Below are 21400 nucleotides of genomic sequence, written 5' to 3' on the forward strand. Positions count from 1 at the left end.
TAAAAATAAGGCCATCGGCAGACGAACCGATTTACATTTTTCCGGCACAATAGGCTTGCTTAATTTGGGGTGATTAAGACAAATTCAGATACTCTACTATTGTCGCAATCACCCTCTTTATTTGTCATTTTCGGCCTGCTAGAAAAACATCCGCCCGCCTAACTTTGCCTAAACTAATAAATAAAAATTATGAGCAAAGTAGCTATCTACCTTAATTTTCAAGGCAACACAGAGGAAGCCTTTAATTTTTACAAAACTGTGTTTGGAACAGAATTCTCTGCTCCTATCGGACGGATTCGTGATATTCCGGCCGATCCCAATGGCCCGAAATTTTCTGAAGCTGATCTTAATTCGGTAATGCACGTCGCGCTTCCCATTGTTGGCGGAACCGAGATCATGGGGACTGACATGCTGGAATCTATGGGACATAAATTGGTAGTAGGTAATAACGTTACCATCAGTCTTCAATTGGACACCAAACAAGAAGCGGATAAGTATTATGCAGCGCTTGCTGAAGGTGGTTCAGACAAGGCTCCCATGAGAGATGAGTTTTGGGGCTACTGGGGCTGCTGCCTCGATAAATTTGGTGTCCGCTGGATGTTTAATGTTATGAAATAGAAGGCCCCAGGGCGGGGCCATAAACGTATTACACAGAAGCCTTTTCGATAGAGTAGAAAAGGCTTTTTCTGTTAATTCTCATTAATCTCTGATATTCAGACGTTTTAACAAGCTTGAACCTATAAAAGTAGTATCTTTGCGGCCGCTTTAGCAGCTTAAAACTTAGAACCGATACAGGCATGAAAAAAATTGTTGAATACAGAAAATTAATGGGTGCCGATAAAGACATCAAATTAAACGATCTTAAATCTTTATACCGCAATTTTATGAAAGAGTATCATCCTGATAAATTCCAGGAGGATAATGAGGAGAAAGCTGCCGCAGAAGAAAAAAGCAAACAGATCATTGAAGCGTATCATACTTTAGTGAGCATTTCAAAGGAAACAGCTGAAGCTAATCTTGAAGCCTATACAAAAACCATCAGTACGTGCGGAATAACAGACATGGAATATAAAGGCAAGCGTCTCAGAGTTGAGTTTGCTGATGGCAGTGCTTACGAATACATTGGCGTTCCGGAAAACACTTACATCAAACTTATTAATGCCGATTCACAGGCGCGTTTTGTTCGCAGGCATATCTCAGCTTCTTTTCTTTACAGACAAGTAAGCAAAACAGCAATGGAAGTTTAAATTTAGTTTAGCTGCGCCGCCAAAAATGGCGCGTTCTGGCTAACTCAATTTTAAGAAATTTTCATAGAAGATCCCTCTGCTACAAGTCTCTCTCCTTTTCATCGTTGCGGGTTAACTCCCGATACGTTATGACATTTGATCCTTAGAGTAATTTAATTTGCGGGGCCATGCAAAACAATGTTGAAAATTGTTCCAACACCCGGTTCTGATTCTGCAAATAAATGTCCACCGTGGTTCATGACTATTCTCCGGCAAAGCGCCAATCCAATTCCTGAACCCGGATAAATATCTTTGCTATGTAAGCGTTTAAACACTTCAAAAATTTGTTCTGCGAATTGAATGTCAAAACCAATTCCATTGTCGCTAACCGTTATCTTATAATACTTTTCGCCAACAAGAGGTTTATGAATATAAAGTTTGGTTTCTTGTTCAGATAAGTCTGTTGATTTGATTGTAACTACGGGCGTTCTGGAAGGATCGGTGAATTTTAAAGCATTGTTAAGCAGGTTATAAAACAGCTGGTTCATCTGCAAAGCCAACGCGTTTATTACAGGCAGCGGTCCAACATGTATTTCTGCATTTTTTTCTGTAGCAATCAATTCAAAATCTGTTACCACCTCCTTTAAAATTCCGTTTAAATTAACGGGGGTCAACGAAATCTCTTGTTTTAACACGCGCGAAAACTCTAACAAATCTTTTATAAGGAGCGTCATACGCTCTGAAGACTTGTTTATTTTTTTTACAAGCGATTTACTTTCGTCGGGAAGATTGCTTTGTTTATCAAGCATGCCCGCGTAAACACGGATTTTACGCAGGGGTTCCTGTAAATCGTGGCTCGCTACATAAGCATATTGTGAGAGTTCTTCGTTTGAACGGTTAAGGCTTATGTTTGCTTCTTCCATTTCTTCATTTGTGGCCGTCATCTCTTCGTTCATGGCCTGAAGCTCTTCGTTGGATGCGGCAAGCTCTTCATTCGTTGCGGCAAGCTCTTCTGTGCGTTCCTGAACCTGTCTCGTTAATTCTAATTCTATTTCTCGTTCTTTGGTAACATCGCGCGACGATCCACTGATCCGGTAGGGAATGCCGTTAGCGTCTTTGAATGTTTTACCCTGCGTGTGTAAAATCCGCCTTACGCCGGTTTTTATATTTTTGATTTTATACTCCACGTCATAAGTCCCTTCACTTCCAGGCGCTATGGCGTCCATCATAGCTTTCTGTAAACGTGGCAATTCTTCCGGTTCGCATGGCAAACCAGACTTTTCAGGAGTAATTATTTCATCTTCGCTAAATCCAAACCAACTTCGCATTCTTGCATCATAATGCCGCGCACGCTCTTTAATGTCAATACTAAATGTTCCCAGGTTGGCTAAATCTACGGCTCCCTGTAAAGCAATCTTAGATTCTTCTACTTTTTGCCTTGCATGTACCTGTTCGGTAATGTCGCTTGCGGTAACCATTATGCCGTAGATTTCGCCTGAGGCGTAACGCAGCGCTTTGTAGATATAAGTATAAAAGCCGGTATAAGCCTGTCCATGTCGAATTAATGTAATTTCTTCTTCAGGTTGTGTGAATGATTCTCCGGTTCTGAAAGTATGCAGCATGCGCTCCATGAAAACAGAATTAGTGAGTTCTGGTAACATTTCTGTAAACGTTTTGCCTACTTGCGATGCATCTCGCCCTAACAACTCCTGCATTTTTTCGTTGATGCTATCCACCTTCATTTCCGCACCCACCAAAACCAATTTTGAAACAGGAGAATTAAATAAAATTGAGCGTGCAAAAACGGCATTGTCTTCCGCTTGTTTTTTAGCTACCACCAGAGGCGTTACATCGGTTGCCACCACTAAAATACCTGTTGAATGGTTATAGGTATCGCGAATGGCTGTATAACTGAAATCTATAAAAAAATCTTTTACATTATGATTATGCAGTACTTTCACTGATATAGCTTTTCCGTGGTAAGGAATGCCGGTATCATATACCTCATTTAATAACTCTATAAACCCTTGCCCCACTATTTCAGGCAAAGCATTTTCTAACGGTTGCCCTATTACCGCTTCGTCACGTCCCCAAATATTAAGAAGACTCTGATTAGCGGATTCTATAATATAATTTTTTCCAACTAAAACACCAATGGCAACGGGCGCCTGATTAACAATACTTTTGATCCTTTGCTCACTCTGCTGAATTTTTTCCGCCATCTCCACGCGGTGATGCACGTCCATACAAAAGCCAACGTATCCTGCGTATTGCCCTTCGTCATTAAAGTATGGATCGCCCGACGCACGACACCACATAATGGAGCCATCTGCTTTCGTTATTCTAAACTCTACGTCGTAATGCGTTCTGCTATTTAACGCTGCTCTGTACACTGAAGCCCCGCGTTCACGATCTTCTTCCACTATTGCATTCGCCCAACCTTCTCCCAGCAAAGTTTCATAAGACATACCCGTCCAGTCTACCAAGGTTCTGTTTAAATAAATCAATCCACCCTCTGCGTCTGACATCCAAAGACCCGTAGGAGCATTTTGAGTAACCTGTCGGAAGGTGGTTTCACTCTTAAGCAGTTTTTTGCGAGCTTCTAACTCAGGTCTTAAATCGCGAACAGTGGCACTTCTCCCTATGCTCTTCCCCGTGGATGGATCCTTTACTGTTTCATAACTTGCAAAGCCTGGAAGTAATTCACCCGTTTTAAAGTGCTTTAAAGTAATAGTTCCCTTCCAACTTCCCTCTTTTTGAACTGTTGCATGAATCATGAGCATACGATCCAGTTCATGGGGGGCATAAAAATCTGCAGATCGTAAACTTTTTAAGTCCGTATTTTTATCGATTCCAATAAGATCATACGCTGCCCTGTTAAGATACTCAACAACACTCTCATTGTTCGACATCCCCATAAAATCAGGACTGTTGTCAACAAGAACTTTTAACTTTTCCCTTTCACCACTTAATGTATGCATGCTCATTTTTTAAGCTTGCAAGGTAAGAAAATTTATTATTTTTGCGCTTTAGACCTAACCCTTGAAAACTGTTTTTTTAATAGACGACGACCTTGATGACCGCGAAATTTTTCAGGAGGCTCTCCATTCTATTGACCTGTCTGTAATTTATCTGGAAGCTGGAGATGGCCAACAAGCGCTTCAAATGATCATGCAGGAAAATTTCGTTTTACCGAATCTGATTTTTGTTGATCTCAATATGCCCCGCGTTGGTGGTCTGGAATTTTTACAAAAAGTAAGGCTATTTCCTGATTATAAAAATATTCCGATTTATGTCTATTCTACCTCCTCTGCGCAAGCGGATGCAGACAAGTGTTTAAAAGCAGGGGCTACAGGATTTATAACCAAACATAATTCTTTTGATGATCTCAAAAAGGAATTGACAAAACTTCTTAAGTAAAATTTTATTGCAGGTGAATCATAGCGTGTTAAAAATAGTTTGACACGCTTTTTCTATTTCCCATCCAGACTACCCGGCTACTTTTTTTTATCAGAAATTTAAAGTCTTTAGCAATAGCTTCTGCCTCCGAGAATATCCCTGGAGACAAACTCTCATCCTCTCTAAAACTTAGTACTTTTCTTTTAGCCTTAACTCACTGGAAAATCCCTTTTTTGTGCAGATATTTTTGAATGAATATTATTAAACGATGTTCTTCCTCAGTAATGAAATCAGCACCGTGCATAAACCAGGGGTAAGTGATGCGCCATTAAAACTACTGTATTCATTCTTTATTTCACTAAAAAAGGCCCCATTAAAATTCATTTTTGCTGGCACATAAATTGAAACAAGTCTGTACTATGACACTCAAAACTCAACACATTATTAACCCTGAAATATGTCTTCAATGTCCGCTTAAGAAAGCTGTGCTTGCTTTAAAGGCAAAAAAGACAGAAGAAAAAAACTAAGAATATGTTAAAGGTCAAAAATTATTTTTCAGGCATCTGGAGCATCACTAAAAAAACCGGCAAAGCCTGGATGGATGCCGATCCTTTTAGACAAAGCGCAGTAGTTGCCTATTACGCCATATTTTCAATTCCAGCATTATTGGTAATCATTATTAGTTGTGCCGGCTTAGTGTTCGGCAGAGAAGCTGTGCAAGGACAAATATCAGATCAGATAGGTTCTGCTATAAGTGCAGATACTGCCGAACAGGTAGAAGAAATGATTGCAAAAGCCAGTGAGCAAAAAGCCTCGATAATGGCCACCATCATCAGTGTAATAACGCTTATCCTTGGATCGACCGGAGTTTTTTCGCAGTTGCAAACTTCCTTAAACCAGATCTGGGAAGTTAAAGCATCAGAGGAGAAAAAATTCCTTAAGACATTGCGCGACCGTTTATTTTCTTTCGGCCTGGTTTTGTCTATTGCTTTTTTAATGTTGGTATCACTTGTCTTAACGGCAGGCCTCGAAGCCTTTAGCGGTTGGATAAAGGCCCATCTTCCTGATTTTATGCTCGTAGTGTTCCGGTTAATTAGTTTTATATTATCCCTTTCTATTTTAAGTGTATTGTTTGCACTTATGTTTAAAATTTTACCAGATGCTAAAATTAAATGGCGTGATGTATGGATCGGGGCCATTGCCACTACTTTACTATTCCTGCTTGGAAAATTCGGTTTGGGAATCTATTTTGCTAAGGCTGAGCCCGGCTCTACATACGGCGCCGCAGGATCAATTGTTCTTATTATGTTATGGGTATCTTATTCATGTATGATCTTATTTTTTGGCGCAGAATTTACAAAACAATATGCTTTACATCTCGGAAGAAAAATTGAAGCGAAAAAAGGCGCTGAGCTTTTAAAAAATAGCGATGACCTTAACAACGAAGAACAAGCCATTATCCATCTCAAAGATTATAAATCTAAAAACAAAAATGTGTCATAAGAAATCATTGTGGTAAATACGGTACTTTCAAAAATTTTTCAAGTTTCATCGGTATAAACCCGGATATTCAAATTTTAAAAAGTCGAGGAAAACAATTTTGTAATTATATTTAACCCGTAAAAAAAAACAGATTTTAAAATGTTTTTTTTAACCTAACTATGATCTACCTGTTTTCTTAAAGTATGCAAAAAGATCTCTCTGTAACTTTACTTCTACTTTCTCAATGCGTGGAAGCCTGCGACAATTTTAACGAGACTATCGCTCTTCGTAGCGATATCCCAAAACTCAACCGCCTTATAGGGCTTTGTTCTGATTGCTCAGAATTTTGCAGCCTCACCAGCGATTTTTTACAAAGAGAATCTTCGATCTCTAAAAAAATGTTACGTTTTTGTTCGGAGGTTTGTCATAAATTTGCAGATGAACTTACTAAAAATCCGCAGGTAGACGGAGATAAAAATTGCTATAAAGCCTGCAGATCCTGTGCTGAACAGTGCGCATTAATTGGTTGATGAGCGCTTTGGGGTAGAACTACGAAGTGTGTACCAGACCTTAAAAGCTTCATATTTTTTCGCTAGAATTTCTGTTTGTCGTACTGCACAATTTATAATTGGCTCCTGCCAATTTGTATTTTCTCCAAAGAGTATTAGTTCATCGGCACTTGCAGAATTCTGTCGTCCTGCACTGCGCAGTTGCGCTGAAGCCGCAAGAACGGCCATATCGTTTACAACCTTGTAAATTTTACGGTATTCGTGTTTTATAAGTTTTAAATTAATACTGTCTTTAGTAGGTTGTAATTCCTGCAATACATAAGCGGTTCCTTTAAATACAGTAGTACTCAACAGAAATGGTACAATATTCTGCATACGTTGCTGAATGGCAATAATCCTTTCTGATTCGTTTGCCCAGGAAGGCTGTTTAATTTTTAAAACTTTCGCTAAGGATGACGTTCGCGATTCCTTCATGTCCAACAACAGGTACTTTTCTTTAACATTGGTGCTCTTAAGAAGAAATAGGTATCTTTTTAATCCAAGACTCCCTATTCCGGCAATGCGAAATACTGCATCTATAACTTCGTAATTGTAAGGACGCCCGCTGTTATTAAGAATCCATTCGTCCATATGAGTGCAAAGCTCTTGTTTTTCGGGTTGACCTAAGGGAAGATATTTTGCATCTGTATTTAGAAAACGCTTATTTCCTTTTTTAAAAGTTCTTTTATCTAATAAATCTTTCTGTTTTCGCCTGCTCACAGCCGTTAAAAAATCGCACACGATTCCGCTGGCAGAGTGAGGTTCAATGTAAAAAGATTTACCGCGGGCAAGGGTTTCAGAATAGACCTTGAGAAAAAGGCGGGACATATTGTATGCCTTTTTTGAAGCCAGGTTAAGGGAATCAAAAGCGATAAAAATACTACTCACAAAATGAATTAATTCCCAGGAGACAGGAGCTAAAATAGCTTCGTCAAAATCATTGAGATCAAAATAAACGAGTCGGTTATTGCCTTTGTAACTTCCGAAATTCTCCATGTGCAAATCACCGCAGATCCAGGCGTTGGGTGAAAATGGAAGTTCTTTTTCTTTCGCCAGAGAATCGTAATACAAATGGCATGTACCGCGAAAAAAACGGTAAAAAGATTTATTCATAAGCGCATACTTATGCTCTACCCTGTCTTGCAATAAAGCTTTATTAAATGCCAGAATTTTTGATAAGTCGGCTCCCATCATTTATCTCTTTGATGTTTTTTTGAGCTCGGTTTTATCTTTGTGTTCTTTTTTCTTGTGTTCTTTCTCTTTGCCGTCCTTGTCTTTTTTTCCAAAAACTTTCTGAAGAAAAGTTTTCTTTTCATCAGCCTGCTCAACCTTTCCGAGATCAATGTCATTATCTACAGAAGGTTGCAGGGCCAAAACAAAAGCGTTCTTAAGAATATAACTTATGGCTGTCCACAATCCTGTATCCGGCTTATCAAAACGTCCTTCCACAGGAAGTTTGGTAGCGACCTGTTCCTTCTTGTGATTTTCCAGGATCCATTTTACTCCTCCCACAACATTGGCCCATACAATTTCCCCAAAAGTTCCTTCTTTAGCTATATCTACATCTTTTAATAATGGTTTTACATAGCCTTTGAAAGCCCCTTCCTTAGCGGCAAATTCAGTGTAGAGCCCGAAGTTTCCTTTCTCAACCTTAAAGTTTCCGTAAGCTTCAAAAAAATCATTCAGCTTGAGCATATCTACATTGTTAATACCTGCATTTAAATCAAAGGTTGGCTTTTTCTCAAGTGGATTCAATTTAACATTCATGTTGAAATTTCCACCATATACGTCCCCTGTTGCTTTTATGGCAGAAGGCAATACTTTATTACTGTCGTTTACATTAGAAAGATTATCGGCTGTCACCTGAATATTTTTTAGCGGCACATCAATTTTTGGCGAGCTGTTAGGATCAATAAAATGAATTTGACCGTTGTTGATCTGAAAGTGATTGATAGTTAAAGGCATCAGTGTTTTTAATACGTCCTGAAAGTCTGTTGTATCCTGCTTAACATCTTCCCCCTTGTGTTTGCCCTGCACGAAATTCAACACGGGTGACTCAATTATTATTTCACCAACTATTCTTCCTTTAAAAATAGATTTCCATTCCACAGATAGATCAATTTGCGGAGTTTTAAAAAAAGGAGTGGTGTCTCTTTGATGGGTTACCGAATCTACTTTTGTAAGAAGTAAATCATTTATCTGGTAGGCCCCACGAATTAAAGCCAGATCAATGTCTTCTACGTGACCGTAATAATTTTCGATGGCTGCAAGTTTTTTATTAACGACCTTTAATATGACATAAGGTAAAATAAAGCGCGCTATAATTAATAAAAGTATAATAGACACTATTACAATTCTGAGAGTTCTGCGTTTCTTTTTGGGATGAATAACAGTGGTATTTGAATTCATGAGATAGATTATAAGATTGTTTCACAGACTATAAAATCGTGCCACAGGGTTGGATACTTATTTCACGCTTTCAAAAATGAAACGCGCAAACAATTTACTTTGATTCATAAGGGGTAACCCTTATTATTTAATAGATTCTTTTTATCCACCTTAACTTTCTTCTCATGTATCCGGATAGGAATAACTCCTGCAAACTTTGTTATACAAATTCAGCGAGCAAGAACTTAGCGTTACTTTTTAGGCGTGGTGTTTGTGGGTAGTAAAGGTTCCGAATTGGCTGGAATCATTTGATCTGGGCCCGCCTTAACAGTTAGAGAATCTGGTAGCTGCGGGGTGGAGCCAGGTGTGGATTCTAAAACAGAATCGGATGCCGTAGCAGTTTGAACCGGATGATTTGAAGTGCCACAACTGGCGCATGCAAACACCGAAGCACATAGTAAAGTTTTTATTTTTTTCATAAGTCTAAGTGATTATTTGTAGATGTGTGTTCCCACAGCTACTATGTTTTTACCCTGTTTTATTTTAAAATGTTTATTCTGCTGCTATGTAAAATTAATGCCAGCCAGTAGTGATCGAAAAAGTTCCAGGAGTTTCCTGTAAACACAATTACAGGAACAGTGTTTGTATAATAGCATACTGTAATTAAAACTAAACAGGAATAATTAAAAGAGTTTAGCCTACTTATTTTATGACGATGGAAAACAAGAAAAGAATAGCAATTATTGGCGGTGGACCCAGCGCCTTGTTTATGCTAAAGCGTTTAGTAGAAAGTGGAGAGGAAGATTTAGAAATTGAAATTTTTGAAAAGTCTGATAAACTTGGAGCTGGCATGCCATATAGCCAGGCGGGTGCTAATGACGAGCATGTTACAAACGTATCAGATAATGAAATTCCGACTATCCTAACCTCCATACACGAATGGTTGGCGGTAGCTCCCAAAGAACTTTTACAACGCTTTGATATTACGCCCGAAAAATTTAATGAATACAAAGTTTTGCCCCGCCTATTTTTTGGAGAATATTTATCCGGACAATTTCACATGCTCCTAAAGAAGGCTGAAGAAAAAAAACTGAACATAAAAATAAATCTACAGCAACCGGTAATTGATATTATAGAAGACTCTGTTACAAATCTAATAAGCGTTGAAACAACTCAAATGATTAATAAATCATTTGATGTTTGTGTTCTTTGCACAGGCCATCATTGGCCCACTAAATATGAAGGTAGTGTAAAAGGGTATTTCGACTCTCCCTACCCTCCTTCAAAATTAGCGTTGCAACTAAATCACCCTGTTGCCATACGTGGCACATCATTAACTGCCATTGATGCTATTAGAACTCTGGCACGCAATAACGGCACATTTGAAAAAAAAGAAGATGGCACACTCTCTTACAATTTAAACCAGGTAAGCTCAGGCTTCAAAATGATTCTCCATTCACGAAGTGGACTTTTACCTGCTATTCGGTTTCATTTAGAAGATTCACATTTATCAAATCATTCTCAACTCACAGACAGCCTGATACAGGAGAACCGAAAGAACAACAATGGTTTTTTATCGCTGGATTTTGTTTTTGAAAAAGCTTTTAAGGAAGTTTTTAGAGATAAGGATCTGGATTTTTATTTAACCATAAAAGATCTGTCGTTAGAAGAGTTTGTCGAAAAAATGATGGACTTGCGTGAAAGGCTTGATCCATTTGTGCTATTTAAATCTGAGTTTAAAGAGGCTGCCAAATCTATTCAGCGCCGGGAGTCTATATACTGGAAAGAAATGCTCGCTATTTTAAGTTTCACTATGAATTACCCTGCCAAACATTTTTCTGCAGAAGACATGCAAAGACTTCAGGCCCATTTAAGTCACCTCATATCTGTTGTGATTGCTTTTGTTCCGCAGACTTCAGCCAGAGAATTAGTGGCACTTCACGAAGCGGGCTTGCTAAACATAGTTGCAGTAGGCCCGGAAAACAGAATTGAAATCGAGCAAAAAGGTGGAGTTACTTATCATTACAAGGATGATGAGAATGTAATGCAGTCTGCGTATTATCACACATTTGTAGATAGCATGGGACAAAAACACTTATCCCTTGAAGAATTTCCATTCAGGTCGCTTTTAAAAAACAAATCGGTTAGCCAGGCCAGGATAAAATTCAGGAGTGCGGAAGCCGGCGAGAAAGAATTACAAAACGGCAATACTAATGTAGAGAAAGACAATAACCATACTTATTATTTAAGGGTTCCTGGTATAAGTATTAACGATGACTTTCAATTGCTGGATAATTACGGGGCATTAAATGAACGCATATTTATAATGGCGGTGCCTTACATCGGTGGATTTAATCCAGATTATTCGGGGCTTGATTTTTGCGAAGAGGCTTCTAAACGTATTGTATCGAAAATTTTCAGATAGACCGCCGGAGGTTTAACAACACTAAAGGTGAAATAATTGGTTATTAAAGAGGAAGGATTGCAGCACGATGTCATGTCCTTTAATAGTGACTAGTAGTAATTAAAAGCAATAACACAGTTTATATGGCAGATTTAACACGCTTCATAACCGCTCAAAACGAAAGCTACGAGATAGCTTTAGCAGAAATAAAAAATGGGAAGAAACAAAGTCACTGGATGTGGTACATTTTTCCTCAATTAATTGGATTGGGACAAAGCAGTGCTTCTACTTTTTATGGAATTGTTAACCTGCAAGAAGCAAGAGCGTATTCAGACCACCCGGTGTTAGGGCCCCGGTTAATTGAAATTTCAAACGCCCTGCTTAATTTGTCTGAAACCACTGCTTATGCAATTTTTGGCAGCCCGGACGATAAAAAACTAAAGTCTTCTATGACTTTATTTTCTTTGGTAAAAAATAGCAATCCGGTCTTTAAAAAGGTTCTGCAAACATTTTTCAAGGGAGAGTGCGATGTAGCAACCCTTAATCTGATTGAGAAAAAACTGAAAAATGACTGACTCAAAATTATTACCGAACTTATATACCGGCTTAAGCGGATTGATTGTTCCTGTTCCCAAATACGGTTTTCCCGAAGAACACAAGCTCTCGAGCCGTTTAACTTATTATTCTACTTTCTTTAATAGCCTGGAAATAAACAGCACCTTTTATAAGCTGCCTCTTGCAAGCACCCTCACTAAATGGCTGCAGCAGGTACCCAGCCACTTCCGATTTACATTTAAACTTTGGAAAGAAATAACCCACGTTAAAAATCTGGATTTTAAAGTCGCCGACGTAGAAAAATTCTTCCATGTGATAAGCGCTGCAAATTCTAAAAAAGGAACTATCCTTATTCAATTTCCGCCAAGTCTTGGCAAATTTTTCTTAAAACAATTAGAATTTCTCTTAGAGTGCATTGCAAAAAACAATGAGCAAAATAACTGGAGCATTGCAGTAGAGTTTCGCAACAAATCCTGGTATGAAAAAGAGGTCTATAAGCTCCTTAAAGATTACAATGTCGCCTTGGTGATACAAGACATTCCGAAATCTGCCTCGCCAATAATAACGGACCTATCAGAGAATGTGTACATAAGATTTCACGGACCAAAGGGAAATTACAGAGATAGTTATCCCGACTATTTTTTATCAGAATATTCAACTTTCATAAAAGAATATCTCGACGAAGGAAAAACGGTATACGTGTATTTCAACAATACAATGGGCGATGCTTTTAAAAATTTAGAGGTCCTGAACAGTTTTTGTTGTCGCACTTAATTCGCTGATTAGATTGTGACGTGGGGAAATTTACCTAAGGTTTTTAATACGTTTGTAAACCCTACAACTCAGGAAGCGTACTCGCAAGCTTCCGCAGTAGCCCTGCAAACATCCCTGCATTCCATTATTTTAGGATCATTTGGATGCATTTCAAGTTCATCTGCCGCGCGATGAAGCAATTCGGAGCAAAATTTCAGAGCGCGTTTTGAATTAAAAGAATTACGTAAAAGGAAAGCCGAGGTTGTGTGCGACATTTGCGCAGCATCTTTACAAAGGGAAATGCTACGTGTTTCTTTTTTAGTCACCATATCTGATTCGGCGGAACCTACTAGTGTTGTGCATGACTCATAACATTGAGCCAGTAGTAGCAAGAGTTCAGATTTTTCTTTGAGTTCCATAAATCCGTTTAAAGGCTTGCTAAGTATCTTATTCCTGTATCTGTTTCCAAATAAACAAAAGGAGATTTCATCCTATTTAATGAGTCCGTTCAAAACCGCATAACGTATAAGTGTTGCAGTATTTACACTCCCCGTTTTTTGAAGGAGATTTTTCCTGCGTGTTTCTATGGTTCTGACACTTGTAAATAATTTTTTCGCCATTTGAACATTTGTGAGGCCAAGTGCTATAAGATCAAGCACCTGCGATTCCCGTTCCGTTAAAACCGGCAAATTAGCTGGCTGTAATTCCTGCGACTTGTGCTTGGTAACAAGATCAATAATTACTCCCGGATTCATATAAGTTCCTTCAGTATTCACTTTTTCGATAGCTGCAACCAGTTCGTCTTTACTTGTATCTTTTAGCACGTAGCCGTCTGCCCCTCCCATTAAAATTCTGGTGAGTGAACTTTCGTAATCATGCATAGTAAGAATAAGAATTCTTATTTCAGGATGTTTCTCTTTTACTTTTTTTGTAAAGGCAACAATGGCCTCTACAGGAATATTCATGTCTAACAAAACAACTTCTGTTTGAAGAAGAGCTAGTTTTTCATAAGCTTCTACTTCATTGTTTGCTTCTCCGGTTAATATGATATTCTGTTCACCGCTCAGCATAGCTTTTATGCCTTGTCTTACAATCTCACGCCCTTCTACTAAAAACACTCTTACAGGCATATATCAGAATTTACTATAAAGGTTATCATTTGGTATGTGGTATAGTGTTTATCTTATGAACAATAATTTTGAAGGCTCCATTTTCAATTCTTCCAGGGCTTTATCCGTTTTAAGTACAAAATCCATAATTTTGTTATGACCCGAACCTTTCTTAACAAAACCAATGGCGCCAAGCCTTTTACATTTTTCCATTTGCTCCGAATCACTGGATGTAGAGTACATAATTACTGGAACCTTAAGCCCAAAAGAAGCCTCTATTTTTTCAAGCGCTTGTATTCCATCCATTCTGGGCATATTTATGTCAAGCAACACCTGATTTTGTAAGCCATTTGGTTCATATTCGCTTGCTTGCAGGTAGTCGACCAACTCTATTCCATCATTAACTCGGGTAATAGGATGATTTATAACTTCGTTGAATATTTCTTTAACACTAAAAAAATCATCTTCGTCGTCTTCTGCTATAACACTATTAAATTCCGTCATAAAACGTTGCGAAGTTAACAGAAGCTGCTAGTATTTATGATTGGGTAAATACTGATTATTGTTTTCAACCCTGTGTAAAACCGCAATGTTAAGGGTTTAACCTGATTAAGGATGGCATTTATTTTGAGGGACGTTAAGATGATTAAATGTGATTATACAAATTGCATAGAAGCATGTCTTCAGTGCGCTGCAACTTGTCATCGTTTCGCGAATGCCTGGTTAGTTAAAAACGAAATGAGCGATTGCATAAAGCTAAGTCTTGAATGCGGGGCTATAACAACTGCGGCTGGTACTTTGATGAATTTTAAAAGTGAATTTTCGAAACCCGTCTGTTTGATTTGTATTGAGATCTGCAATAAATTTATTAACGCCTGCCGTAAATACACATCGCAGGAATGCCGTGATTGCGTAGCTTCCTGCCAGAGATGCATTTATGAATGCCTTCAACATCATAATTTGAAAATTAGTTAAATTCGAAGTACAGTAGATTCTTTTACCAAGGTTTACTGATTGGCCCTGCGAAGCTCCCTTTTTCTTCTTTTGAATATAGCGAGGGAGACGAAACTTCCACAGAAAGAGTTTATTTGAATGACGTGGAGCGTTTTTTCCGCAAAGAATCCACTAAGAAGGTCTCGGGCAGCTGGCACAACTTTTCCATAATCAGTTATTATCAGTTACTACTACTATGAGAACATTACAAGAAATTGCTCAAACGATAATTATGGCCTTATTAACCGGTCATTCTCATTGCGAAAATTCAGATTCCAAAAACGACCTCTTATCTTAAAAAAACCATGAAGACCATTTTATTTCTATTAGCGCTAACCTTCAATATTTTCCTTTGTCTTTATCCCGGAAATAGACTTCCTGCAACAAAAGGTTCAGACTCCGCTACGGAGAGGATTCAAATTATTGAAACTGTTGCTGAACAACCACAACGTCAGACTATGACTTACAGTGCTATGCTAAAAAACAAAGCGTCTGAATTGAGCCAAAAATAATCTCCGGTTTACTTTATAATAACAACAGCCATAGCTTCCCTTTTCAAAAGAAAATCGGTACCAGCAAGACTCGAACCAAAAATTCCTGCGATTGAAGGCGGGCTTTTCATTTTACGCATCGCACGCTGAAACAGTTTTAAATTATCATCTTTTTAAAAACGTCCATGTAGCACTTAAAGAAGCATAGTGCACGGAAGAAAAGTTATACACCTCGTCATTATCTGCTCCTCCTTCCAGTATCCGGTAACCGAGTTTAACACTCAGTGGCGCGCTAACCTGGTAGCCCAATGCAACAAGTACATCTTCTGCCCTTCCCTGTGCGCCGACCAAAGCGTCACCGTCAGCAATCAAATGCCATTTGTCTGCAAACTCCCAATTCGCGTAAAAACGAATGAGTGGTACAATTCCAACGTTGGTTTTTTCTGCACTTACATCGCCATTAGCTAAAGCAATTTTTGCATCGCGTATTTTACCGGTTAAACCCAGGGCCAGGGTGAAACGCTCACGCAGAATAAAACTGTATTGATAAGTGAGCCTGTAGGAATTAAATTTCCAGGTGTAATGCGTTAAACTCCCTTCCTTAAATAAATTATTTTGAAAATAAAGGTCGCTCGATATAATTCCCGAACTTTTTACGGACAAAGGTGCGTAAAGCGCGGAAAGCGTGTGACGGCGTTTAAAAGTATAATTAACCCTCGCCCGATAATAAGGACTTAGTGTTTTATCAAAATCACGCGATAAAGAAAAACGAGTTCCTTCCTTGCCCGGAATCTGAACATCATTATAACCAAAAAAACAAATTCCTGTCTCAAGATCAATTGCTAATTGAGCCTTGCATGTCCATCCCAAAATCAGGATGGCCAACGATAAAATATACCTGTGCATCATTTGTAAGTCTTGTTGAAAACCATGAAAATGTGATGCCAACGCTAAGTTCTTCCCGGTAATTTATTGCCTTTAGACATTGTAGATTTTACGCGGCGCGAAAACTTAAACAATATCCCTGAAAAATCTATAGTCTATAAATAAGATAATCCGGAAATGAACATTCCACATTTAACAACTTGAAAGGGACAAACAATTAAACCCTCCTTATTTGGATAACTTAGATAAGGTGAAACAAGTTCGGTACCCCGCCTGTCCTCGACCAAGTCCTCATTTTTTTATTTAAAACCTTATATCATGAAAAACAAGTTATTACTACTTGCGCTCTGTACTTATGGTTATTTAATGCAGGCGCAAGCTGACAGAGATTATTCTGCTTATTACGATCAAATAGTAATTATTGAACAAGCTAACGCGCGCGAAGACTTCGACGAAGCATTGCGTTTGTACATGCTTGCTTTTGTGAAATTTGACAGGGTCTTTGCCCGTGATGCATACAATGCTTGCCAGATAGCCGCTTTAAAGAACCACAAAGATTTCAATACTTTTTTCATGTACTGTGCCAAATCGGGAATCGAAAAATCAAAACTGACACGCAATAAATTAATCGCAAGACAGTATGTTACCGATTCTATTAAACTCAATTATCTTTTTGTAAAGGGTTATAAAATTTATTCAGAACGCATCGATACAACTTTAAGATCTGAATTTAAAAGACGATACGAGCTCGAACAGGCTCACAAGGATTCGGCCGATTATAAAAAAATATGCAAAGATAATTTCACCAGAATTAAAACACTTGCAAGGCAAGACCGTTTTCCGGGCGAAAATTTAATAGGACCCGACCCTAATCTGGAAAATGGCTATGTTACGTCCACTCTGCTTGATTACCCCTATGCCTATGTTCAACTCCAGCCTTTTCTGACGCAAGCTGTAAAGGCTGGCAAAATACAACCATTAAGCGCTTTGTATCTTTACGGCTTTAACCAGACCCGAACAGGCAAGTTATACGATGCCAGCGTACCCGCGGACACCGCAAATTTTAAAGCCATCTACAATTTGCCATTTGGACTTAGCTCTGAAAATTCAGCAGAGGTAAACTCGCAAAGAAAAGCAGCAAGAATTTTTTCTACCGATGTAGAGGCCTCTCTTGAGCTTATGGCAGAAAAAAATAAAATTGATTATTTGTTTGGGTATTAAAAGCACTCATACATTTATAAATTCTTTCTTTTAATTTAAAACAGCCCTATCGAGATAAGGCTTTTCATTCATAAATAAAAGTTTCGAAACCAGTATTCTCCAGCGCTCTGGGGCATTTTCTCTTAGCATCAAAATTCCTAATAAACAGGTTCGGGCTTTCATCTCAGCTGTCATGGTAAACAAAAGTTTATCCGCTTCACTAACTTTTTTGTCTTTTGTAAACTCTACAAATTGATAAAATGCCTTTGCGCAAGGGCCATAAAATTCGTTTATAGATTCCTGATAATTTGTTAAGGATTGACGCTTCTGAACAGCGAGAGCAAGGGCAGGAATCAGAATATTAGGATAAAGTCTTTTCTGTGTGTTCATCATCAAAGCTTCGTTTCTTCGCCCTTCTTTCACCCCGTCAGAAACTGCCGCCTGCGCCAGAATTTCGGTGTAAACAGCCGAATCCTGGCTACAGTGTTGCAACGCTTCTTCTATTTTGCCTTCAGCTAAGAGATGAAAAGCAAAAAAACTTCCGGAAGCAGGCAGAGTGCTCCCAGCAATACTAAGCACATAATCAAGGTAAGGTGTATGAAGGTCAGTATACTTGATAAAAGAAGAGTGTGCGGGTAATAGATTATATATTCTTTTCATATCCGCTTCCACAGCTTCACGCATATAAGGTGACTTCTCATATACCTTACTGTAACATTTTATAGTTTTTTCCCAGTCCTCTTTTTGTGAGTAACAATATCCTGCACCGTAAGCCAACCAGATATTTTCCGGCCATCTTATATTACCTGCCAAAAAAGCACTATCCGTTCTTGATTCATTACCAAAGCATCTGCAAGCCAGATAATAAAGATCAGGATTGGAAGGGTCTTTCTCAAACATAAGCCGCTGCGCCGCACAAGCTTGTTGTTTTTCTTCCGTGGTACCCATATCCTGTTGTAACCTGAGAGTAGCTACTTCGTAAGGATTTCGTTTTAACCTCTTCTTACAAATTTCGCTTCTATCTGCAAGATCAGCAGTCAACATTAAAGAGGACACAAGCGTTGTAGAATTTTCATCTTCCCATAAAGCGTGAGAACGGATAAAATTCTCTCTTTCTTCGATGTTTGAAACTAGTGAAGCTATTTGAGCAGGATGAAATTTGTAAGCGGTTACAACATCGCGTGTAACTGTTTCTCCAGCTTTTACTTTTACACTTTCTGGTGGATCTGAAAAGTAGTCATCCATATCCATTCCCACCCACCGCGGCGCGCCAAGAATGGTTTCATGTGAATTAGCGTTATCAAATCTGTTTCCATAAATGGCCTTCCAGGTAAAAATTACGGCGGCTTGTCCAATATTGTAAACATAAGTTCTCGAGTAATCTGCAAGCTCTGGGGTAAAAGACTCTATTGTATCTTCATTGAGGGTCAGTGCAGTCACACGAAATTCTGTTGAAGGATCTATTTCCAGTTCCGCGGCGCTTGCAGGATCTACAATCACAGACCTATCTCCGGCATGCACTATTACCGCCACCGGCAAACCATTGTAGCTTACCATAGTCGAACTGCCTAGTCCGGTTGCCAGGATTACAGCCGCTATAATAATAGACGCTGCAACAGTTATTCTGGCCGCCGTAAACCAGGGGCCCGCACCCGATTGAAATCGCGCGAAAAATCCGGTGCGTTTTGGTAAAGGTTTTTCAGAGTCAGTTGTATAAGCGTAATAAAAATCAGGCAGAACCAACGGCAGGGGCGATTCTTTAACTTGATTTGAACTCAACCTGAATGTCATTTCCACATACTCTTCAGACAACAACAATTCGTCAAGTGCCGCCTCGCGAATAGTTGTCAGCACTTTTAAAACCAGTTCTATCCATGATCCCGCTACGTCTATCCAATTATTTATATTGGCATTGTTAGCCGAATTCAATTCAAAAACCCCAAGCTGACTCACAAAGTCTTCACCATCAAGACGTGCCAGGAGTTCTTCATTTAATTTAATAGCCGCCGCTTTTTCAAAAGGACTTTTTAATGCATCATGTAAATCATTTGCAGCTCTTAAAAGATCGTCCATTTCAGAAGAACTCACTTTTCCGCCCGAAGTCATAATAGCCAGAACTTGGTAGAAATGCTCAGCGCTTTTTTCTACAAGTTTTTGCGAGTGTTCGCAGTAGTGTATGAGTTTTGTGAGCGATAACAAATAAAGATCCCAACCCTTTCCTATTTTCTTTGCAGCTGAATAATGAAGGTTACGCACTCTCGCATCGTGCTCTTCAATTTTACCTTTTTGAACTCTTACTTCTTCTTTCACGATTTCTATTGCACCGGGAAGATCTTTATGACTCAGTTCTCTGCCTCTGTATTTTATTTTTCCATCGTTGGTATGTAATTTTTTATGCTTTAACCCTTCAAGCATTTGAAGTTCGTCTTCCAGGTCCTTAAGAGTAGATAGCTCTGTTTGCAAATGTTCAGGATACAGATTCTCAAAATCTTCCACGCGCGTATACGGATTAAAATTTTGATTAATTATTTCAGAAAACGATTTGTGTACTATAAAAAGTGGCCTGTTCAGATACATCCCTCTATATTTAGGAAGTAGAAAACTTCTTTGAAACTCTTTATTTTGTAGGGCGAGACTCTCCTCTTTTGAAAGAAGTGCCATTTTTTCATCAATATGTTTAAGAAGTTCAGACGTTAATTTACGCTTTGTCTCTTCCGGGTCTTTGAAGAGAATCCATGAACTGCGCTCATCAATGAATGCCGGGATGTATGTTTTTTTCGCATTATGTTCGCGCTCAATACTTGGCGGATGCGTCATCCACATCTTAGGTGTCTGCGCCATCTGTTCCTTAAAAATTCTAAATGAGGCAGCACCCTCCAAAGGTATTCTGGGAGAAAGTCCATAGTCGGAATTATTTAATACAACAGCCATTTTTTCAATCGCATTGGCCTGTAGCGCATAGATGTCAGTAACTTTTTTCTTTTTTTTGAGTTGTAAATTCACAAACGTTATAGCTTCTTCATAGGCCTGATCTGCAGAGTTTAACTTATACAGGGAGTTTATAAGTGCATCGCTGCCGGTTAAAGAAACCGCAACAAGATCTGCGTGAAATTCCATCTCGCGTGATAAGGCACGTTGCGTAATCAATACAAGTTTGAAAAAAAATTCAGAGAAAGAACGAATAGACCAGATCACAATGTTTAGCAACCATCCTATCCAGGCCAAACGAAAATCAACTCCTGACAAGCGGTTTAAAAAATCGTCAAGCGCATCGCGCTTTGAAATTATCTGGTAAGCTACCTGGTGAGCAATGTAAACCCAACGCCCGATGATCATACTGCGCTGCGTAAAATGTCCAAATTCATGAGCTAGTATAGATTTAAACTCTCCCAGATTAAGTGTGTTTACTAAACCCAAACCAATTTCCAGATTTTTTTTCGAAGGAAATATTAAATTGATAATCGAGATGTCGTAAAATACACTTGCATTAACTACATTCGACAGAAATATTTTGTGCGGTCGCGGAGCCCTGGCATCATCGGCTACTTTATAAATAAATTCAAATAAATCAGGTTCATCTTCCTTCTTAATTTCTATGTCGTTGGATTTATTCTTTTTTATAATAAAGAATAATGCCTTAAACATAAAAACTCCCAGGAATCCCAAAAGTACTGCCACTACAAAACTTAAAAATCCATCTTTGCCACCCGTGAATACATTGGCAAATAATTTAATACTGGTATAAAAGAACCATCCTGATAATGAAATGTAAAAAAGAATAAAAAGCAGCAACACTGCAGATGCCAGCCAAACGTGTTGTTTGTAGCTTTTTGCAGGAACGGTAAGATTAGCAGGAACAGAATCTGGTCCTTTTGGATAAGAAGTATGAGTCATTTAATTTCTGGGTTATAAGAACTCTAAAACTAGAATAAAAATTGAGTGCAGGCAAATTAATTTTACCTGGTCC

20 protein-coding genes are annotated in these 21400 nt (G+C 38.6%); 10 read left to right on the forward strand and 10 right to left on the reverse strand.

Features of this window, described 5'->3' with window-relative positions; all coding sequences use genetic code 11:
* Positions 1-189: 189 nt before the first annotated feature.
* Both CNR22_00650 and CNR22_00655 read left to right on the forward strand, forming a co-directional pair.
* A complete protein-coding gene (locus tag CNR22_00650; GenBank protein ID PBQ30329.1) occupies positions 190-618 on the forward strand; it encodes a VOC family protein in 429 nt (142 codons plus the stop codon).
* Positions 619-797: 179 nt separating this feature from the next.
* Entirely contained in the window at positions 798-1247 is a 450-nt protein-coding gene (locus CNR22_00655; protein PBQ30330.1) for a molecular chaperone DnaJ, read from the forward strand.
* Positions 1248-1399: 152 nt separating this feature from the next.
* Here CNR22_00655 and CNR22_00660 read toward each other — a convergent pair whose 3' ends face one another.
* Positions 1400-4213, reverse strand: coding sequence for a hypothetical protein (locus CNR22_00660; protein ID PBQ30331.1), 2814 nt, complete (start codon positions 4211-4213; stop codon positions 1400-1402).
* Between the two features lie 55 nt (positions 4214-4268).
* On the opposite strand from CNR22_00660, the gene CNR22_00665 reads away from it, so the two are divergent.
* From CNR22_00665 to CNR22_00675, 3 genes are all read left to right on the forward strand, one after another.
* Entirely contained in the window at positions 4269-4646 is a 378-nt protein-coding gene (locus tag CNR22_00665) for a response regulator (protein PBQ30332.1), read from the forward strand.
* 510 nt (positions 4647-5156) lie between these two features.
* The gene (locus CNR22_00670) at positions 5157-6128 is read left to right on the forward strand and encodes a ribonuclease BN (protein ID PBQ30333.1); all 972 of its coding nucleotides are present in this window, start codon (positions 5157-5159) and stop codon (positions 6126-6128) included.
* A gap of 182 nt (positions 6129-6310) precedes the next feature.
* Positions 6311-6637, forward strand: coding sequence for a hypothetical protein (locus tag CNR22_00675; GenBank protein PBQ30334.1), 327 nt, complete (start codon positions 6311-6313; stop codon positions 6635-6637).
* On the opposite strand, the gene CNR22_00680 is transcribed toward CNR22_00675, so the two are convergent.
* From CNR22_00680 to CNR22_00690, 3 genes are all read right to left on the reverse strand, one after another.
* Complete coding sequence (locus CNR22_00680) at positions 6626-7849, reverse strand: hypothetical protein (GenBank protein ID PBQ30335.1); 1224 nt, start codon at positions 7847-7849, stop codon at positions 6626-6628. The two genes, CNR22_00675 and CNR22_00680, sit on opposite strands and share 12 nt — an antisense overlap.
* Positions 7850-9064, reverse strand: a complete 1215-nt coding sequence (locus CNR22_00685; protein PBQ30336.1) for a hypothetical protein — start codon at positions 9062-9064, stop codon at positions 7850-7852.
* Positions 9065-9294: 230 nt separating this feature from the next.
* Positions 9295-9522, reverse strand: a complete 228-nt coding sequence (locus tag CNR22_00690) for a hypothetical protein (GenBank protein PBQ30337.1) — start codon at positions 9520-9522, stop codon at positions 9295-9297.
* 230 nt (positions 9523-9752) lie between these two features.
* Between CNR22_00690 and CNR22_00695 the strand changes: the two genes are divergently transcribed.
* From CNR22_00695 to CNR22_00705, 3 genes are all read left to right on the forward strand, one after another.
* The gene (locus tag CNR22_00695) at positions 9753-11468 is read left to right on the forward strand and encodes a hypothetical protein (GenBank protein ID PBQ30338.1); all 1716 of its coding nucleotides are present in this window, start codon (positions 9753-9755) and stop codon (positions 11466-11468) included.
* Between the two features lie 122 nt (positions 11469-11590).
* The gene (locus CNR22_00700; GenBank protein PBQ30339.1) at positions 11591-12022 is read left to right on the forward strand and encodes a calpastatin; all 432 of its coding nucleotides are present in this window, start codon (positions 11591-11593) and stop codon (positions 12020-12022) included.
* On the forward strand, positions 12015-12776 hold the full coding sequence (locus CNR22_00705; protein ID PBQ30340.1) for a hypothetical protein: 762 nt from the start codon (positions 12015-12017) through the stop codon (positions 12774-12776). The genes CNR22_00700 and CNR22_00705 overlap by 8 nt, the downstream gene beginning before the upstream one ends.
* A 68-nt stretch (positions 12777-12844) precedes the next feature.
* On the opposite strand, the gene CNR22_00710 is transcribed toward CNR22_00705, so the two are convergent.
* From CNR22_00710 to CNR22_00725, 4 genes are all read right to left on the reverse strand, one after another.
* Positions 12845-13174 (reverse strand): hypothetical protein, encoded by a 330-nt coding sequence (locus CNR22_00710; protein PBQ30341.1) that lies wholly within the window; start codon positions 13172-13174, stop codon positions 12845-12847.
* Between the two features lie 72 nt (positions 13175-13246).
* Positions 13247-13885, reverse strand: a complete 639-nt coding sequence (locus CNR22_00715; GenBank protein PBQ30342.1) for a DNA-binding response regulator — start codon at positions 13883-13885, stop codon at positions 13247-13249.
* A gap of 48 nt (positions 13886-13933) precedes the next feature.
* Positions 13934-14368, reverse strand: a complete 435-nt coding sequence (locus tag CNR22_00720) for a hypothetical protein (protein PBQ30343.1) — start codon at positions 14366-14368, stop codon at positions 13934-13936.
* 252 nt (positions 14369-14620) lie between these two features.
* Positions 14621-14818, reverse strand: coding sequence for a hypothetical protein (locus CNR22_00725; GenBank protein ID PBQ30344.1), 198 nt, complete (start codon positions 14816-14818; stop codon positions 14621-14623).
* A 344-nt stretch (positions 14819-15162) separates the two neighbouring features.
* Here CNR22_00725 and CNR22_00730 point away from each other — a divergent pair, with 344 nt between their 5' ends.
* Positions 15163-15369, forward strand: a complete 207-nt coding sequence (locus CNR22_00730; protein ID PBQ30345.1) for a hypothetical protein — start codon at positions 15163-15165, stop codon at positions 15367-15369.
* Between the two features lie 144 nt (positions 15370-15513).
* Here CNR22_00730 and CNR22_00735 read toward each other — a convergent pair whose 3' ends face one another.
* Positions 15514-16257: a hypothetical protein gene (locus CNR22_00735; GenBank protein PBQ30346.1), complete on the reverse strand. Its 744-nt coding sequence runs from the start codon at positions 16255-16257 to the stop codon at positions 15514-15516.
* A 294-nt stretch (positions 16258-16551) separates the two neighbouring features.
* Between CNR22_00735 and CNR22_00740 the strand changes: the two genes are divergently transcribed.
* Positions 16552-17454 (forward strand): hypothetical protein, encoded by a 903-nt coding sequence (locus CNR22_00740; GenBank protein PBQ30347.1) that lies wholly within the window; start codon positions 16552-16554, stop codon positions 17452-17454.
* Between the two features lie 30 nt (positions 17455-17484).
* Here CNR22_00740 and CNR22_00745 read toward each other — a convergent pair whose 3' ends face one another.
* Positions 17485-21327 (reverse strand): hypothetical protein, encoded by a 3843-nt coding sequence (locus CNR22_00745; protein PBQ30348.1) that lies wholly within the window; start codon positions 21325-21327, stop codon positions 17485-17487.
* Between the last annotated feature and the right edge of the window lie 73 nt (positions 21328-21400).

The sequence above is a fragment of the Sphingobacteriaceae bacterium genome (assembly GCA_002319075.1).
GTDB lineage: Bacteria > Bacteroidota > Bacteroidia > B-17B0 > Aurantibacillaceae > Aurantibacillus.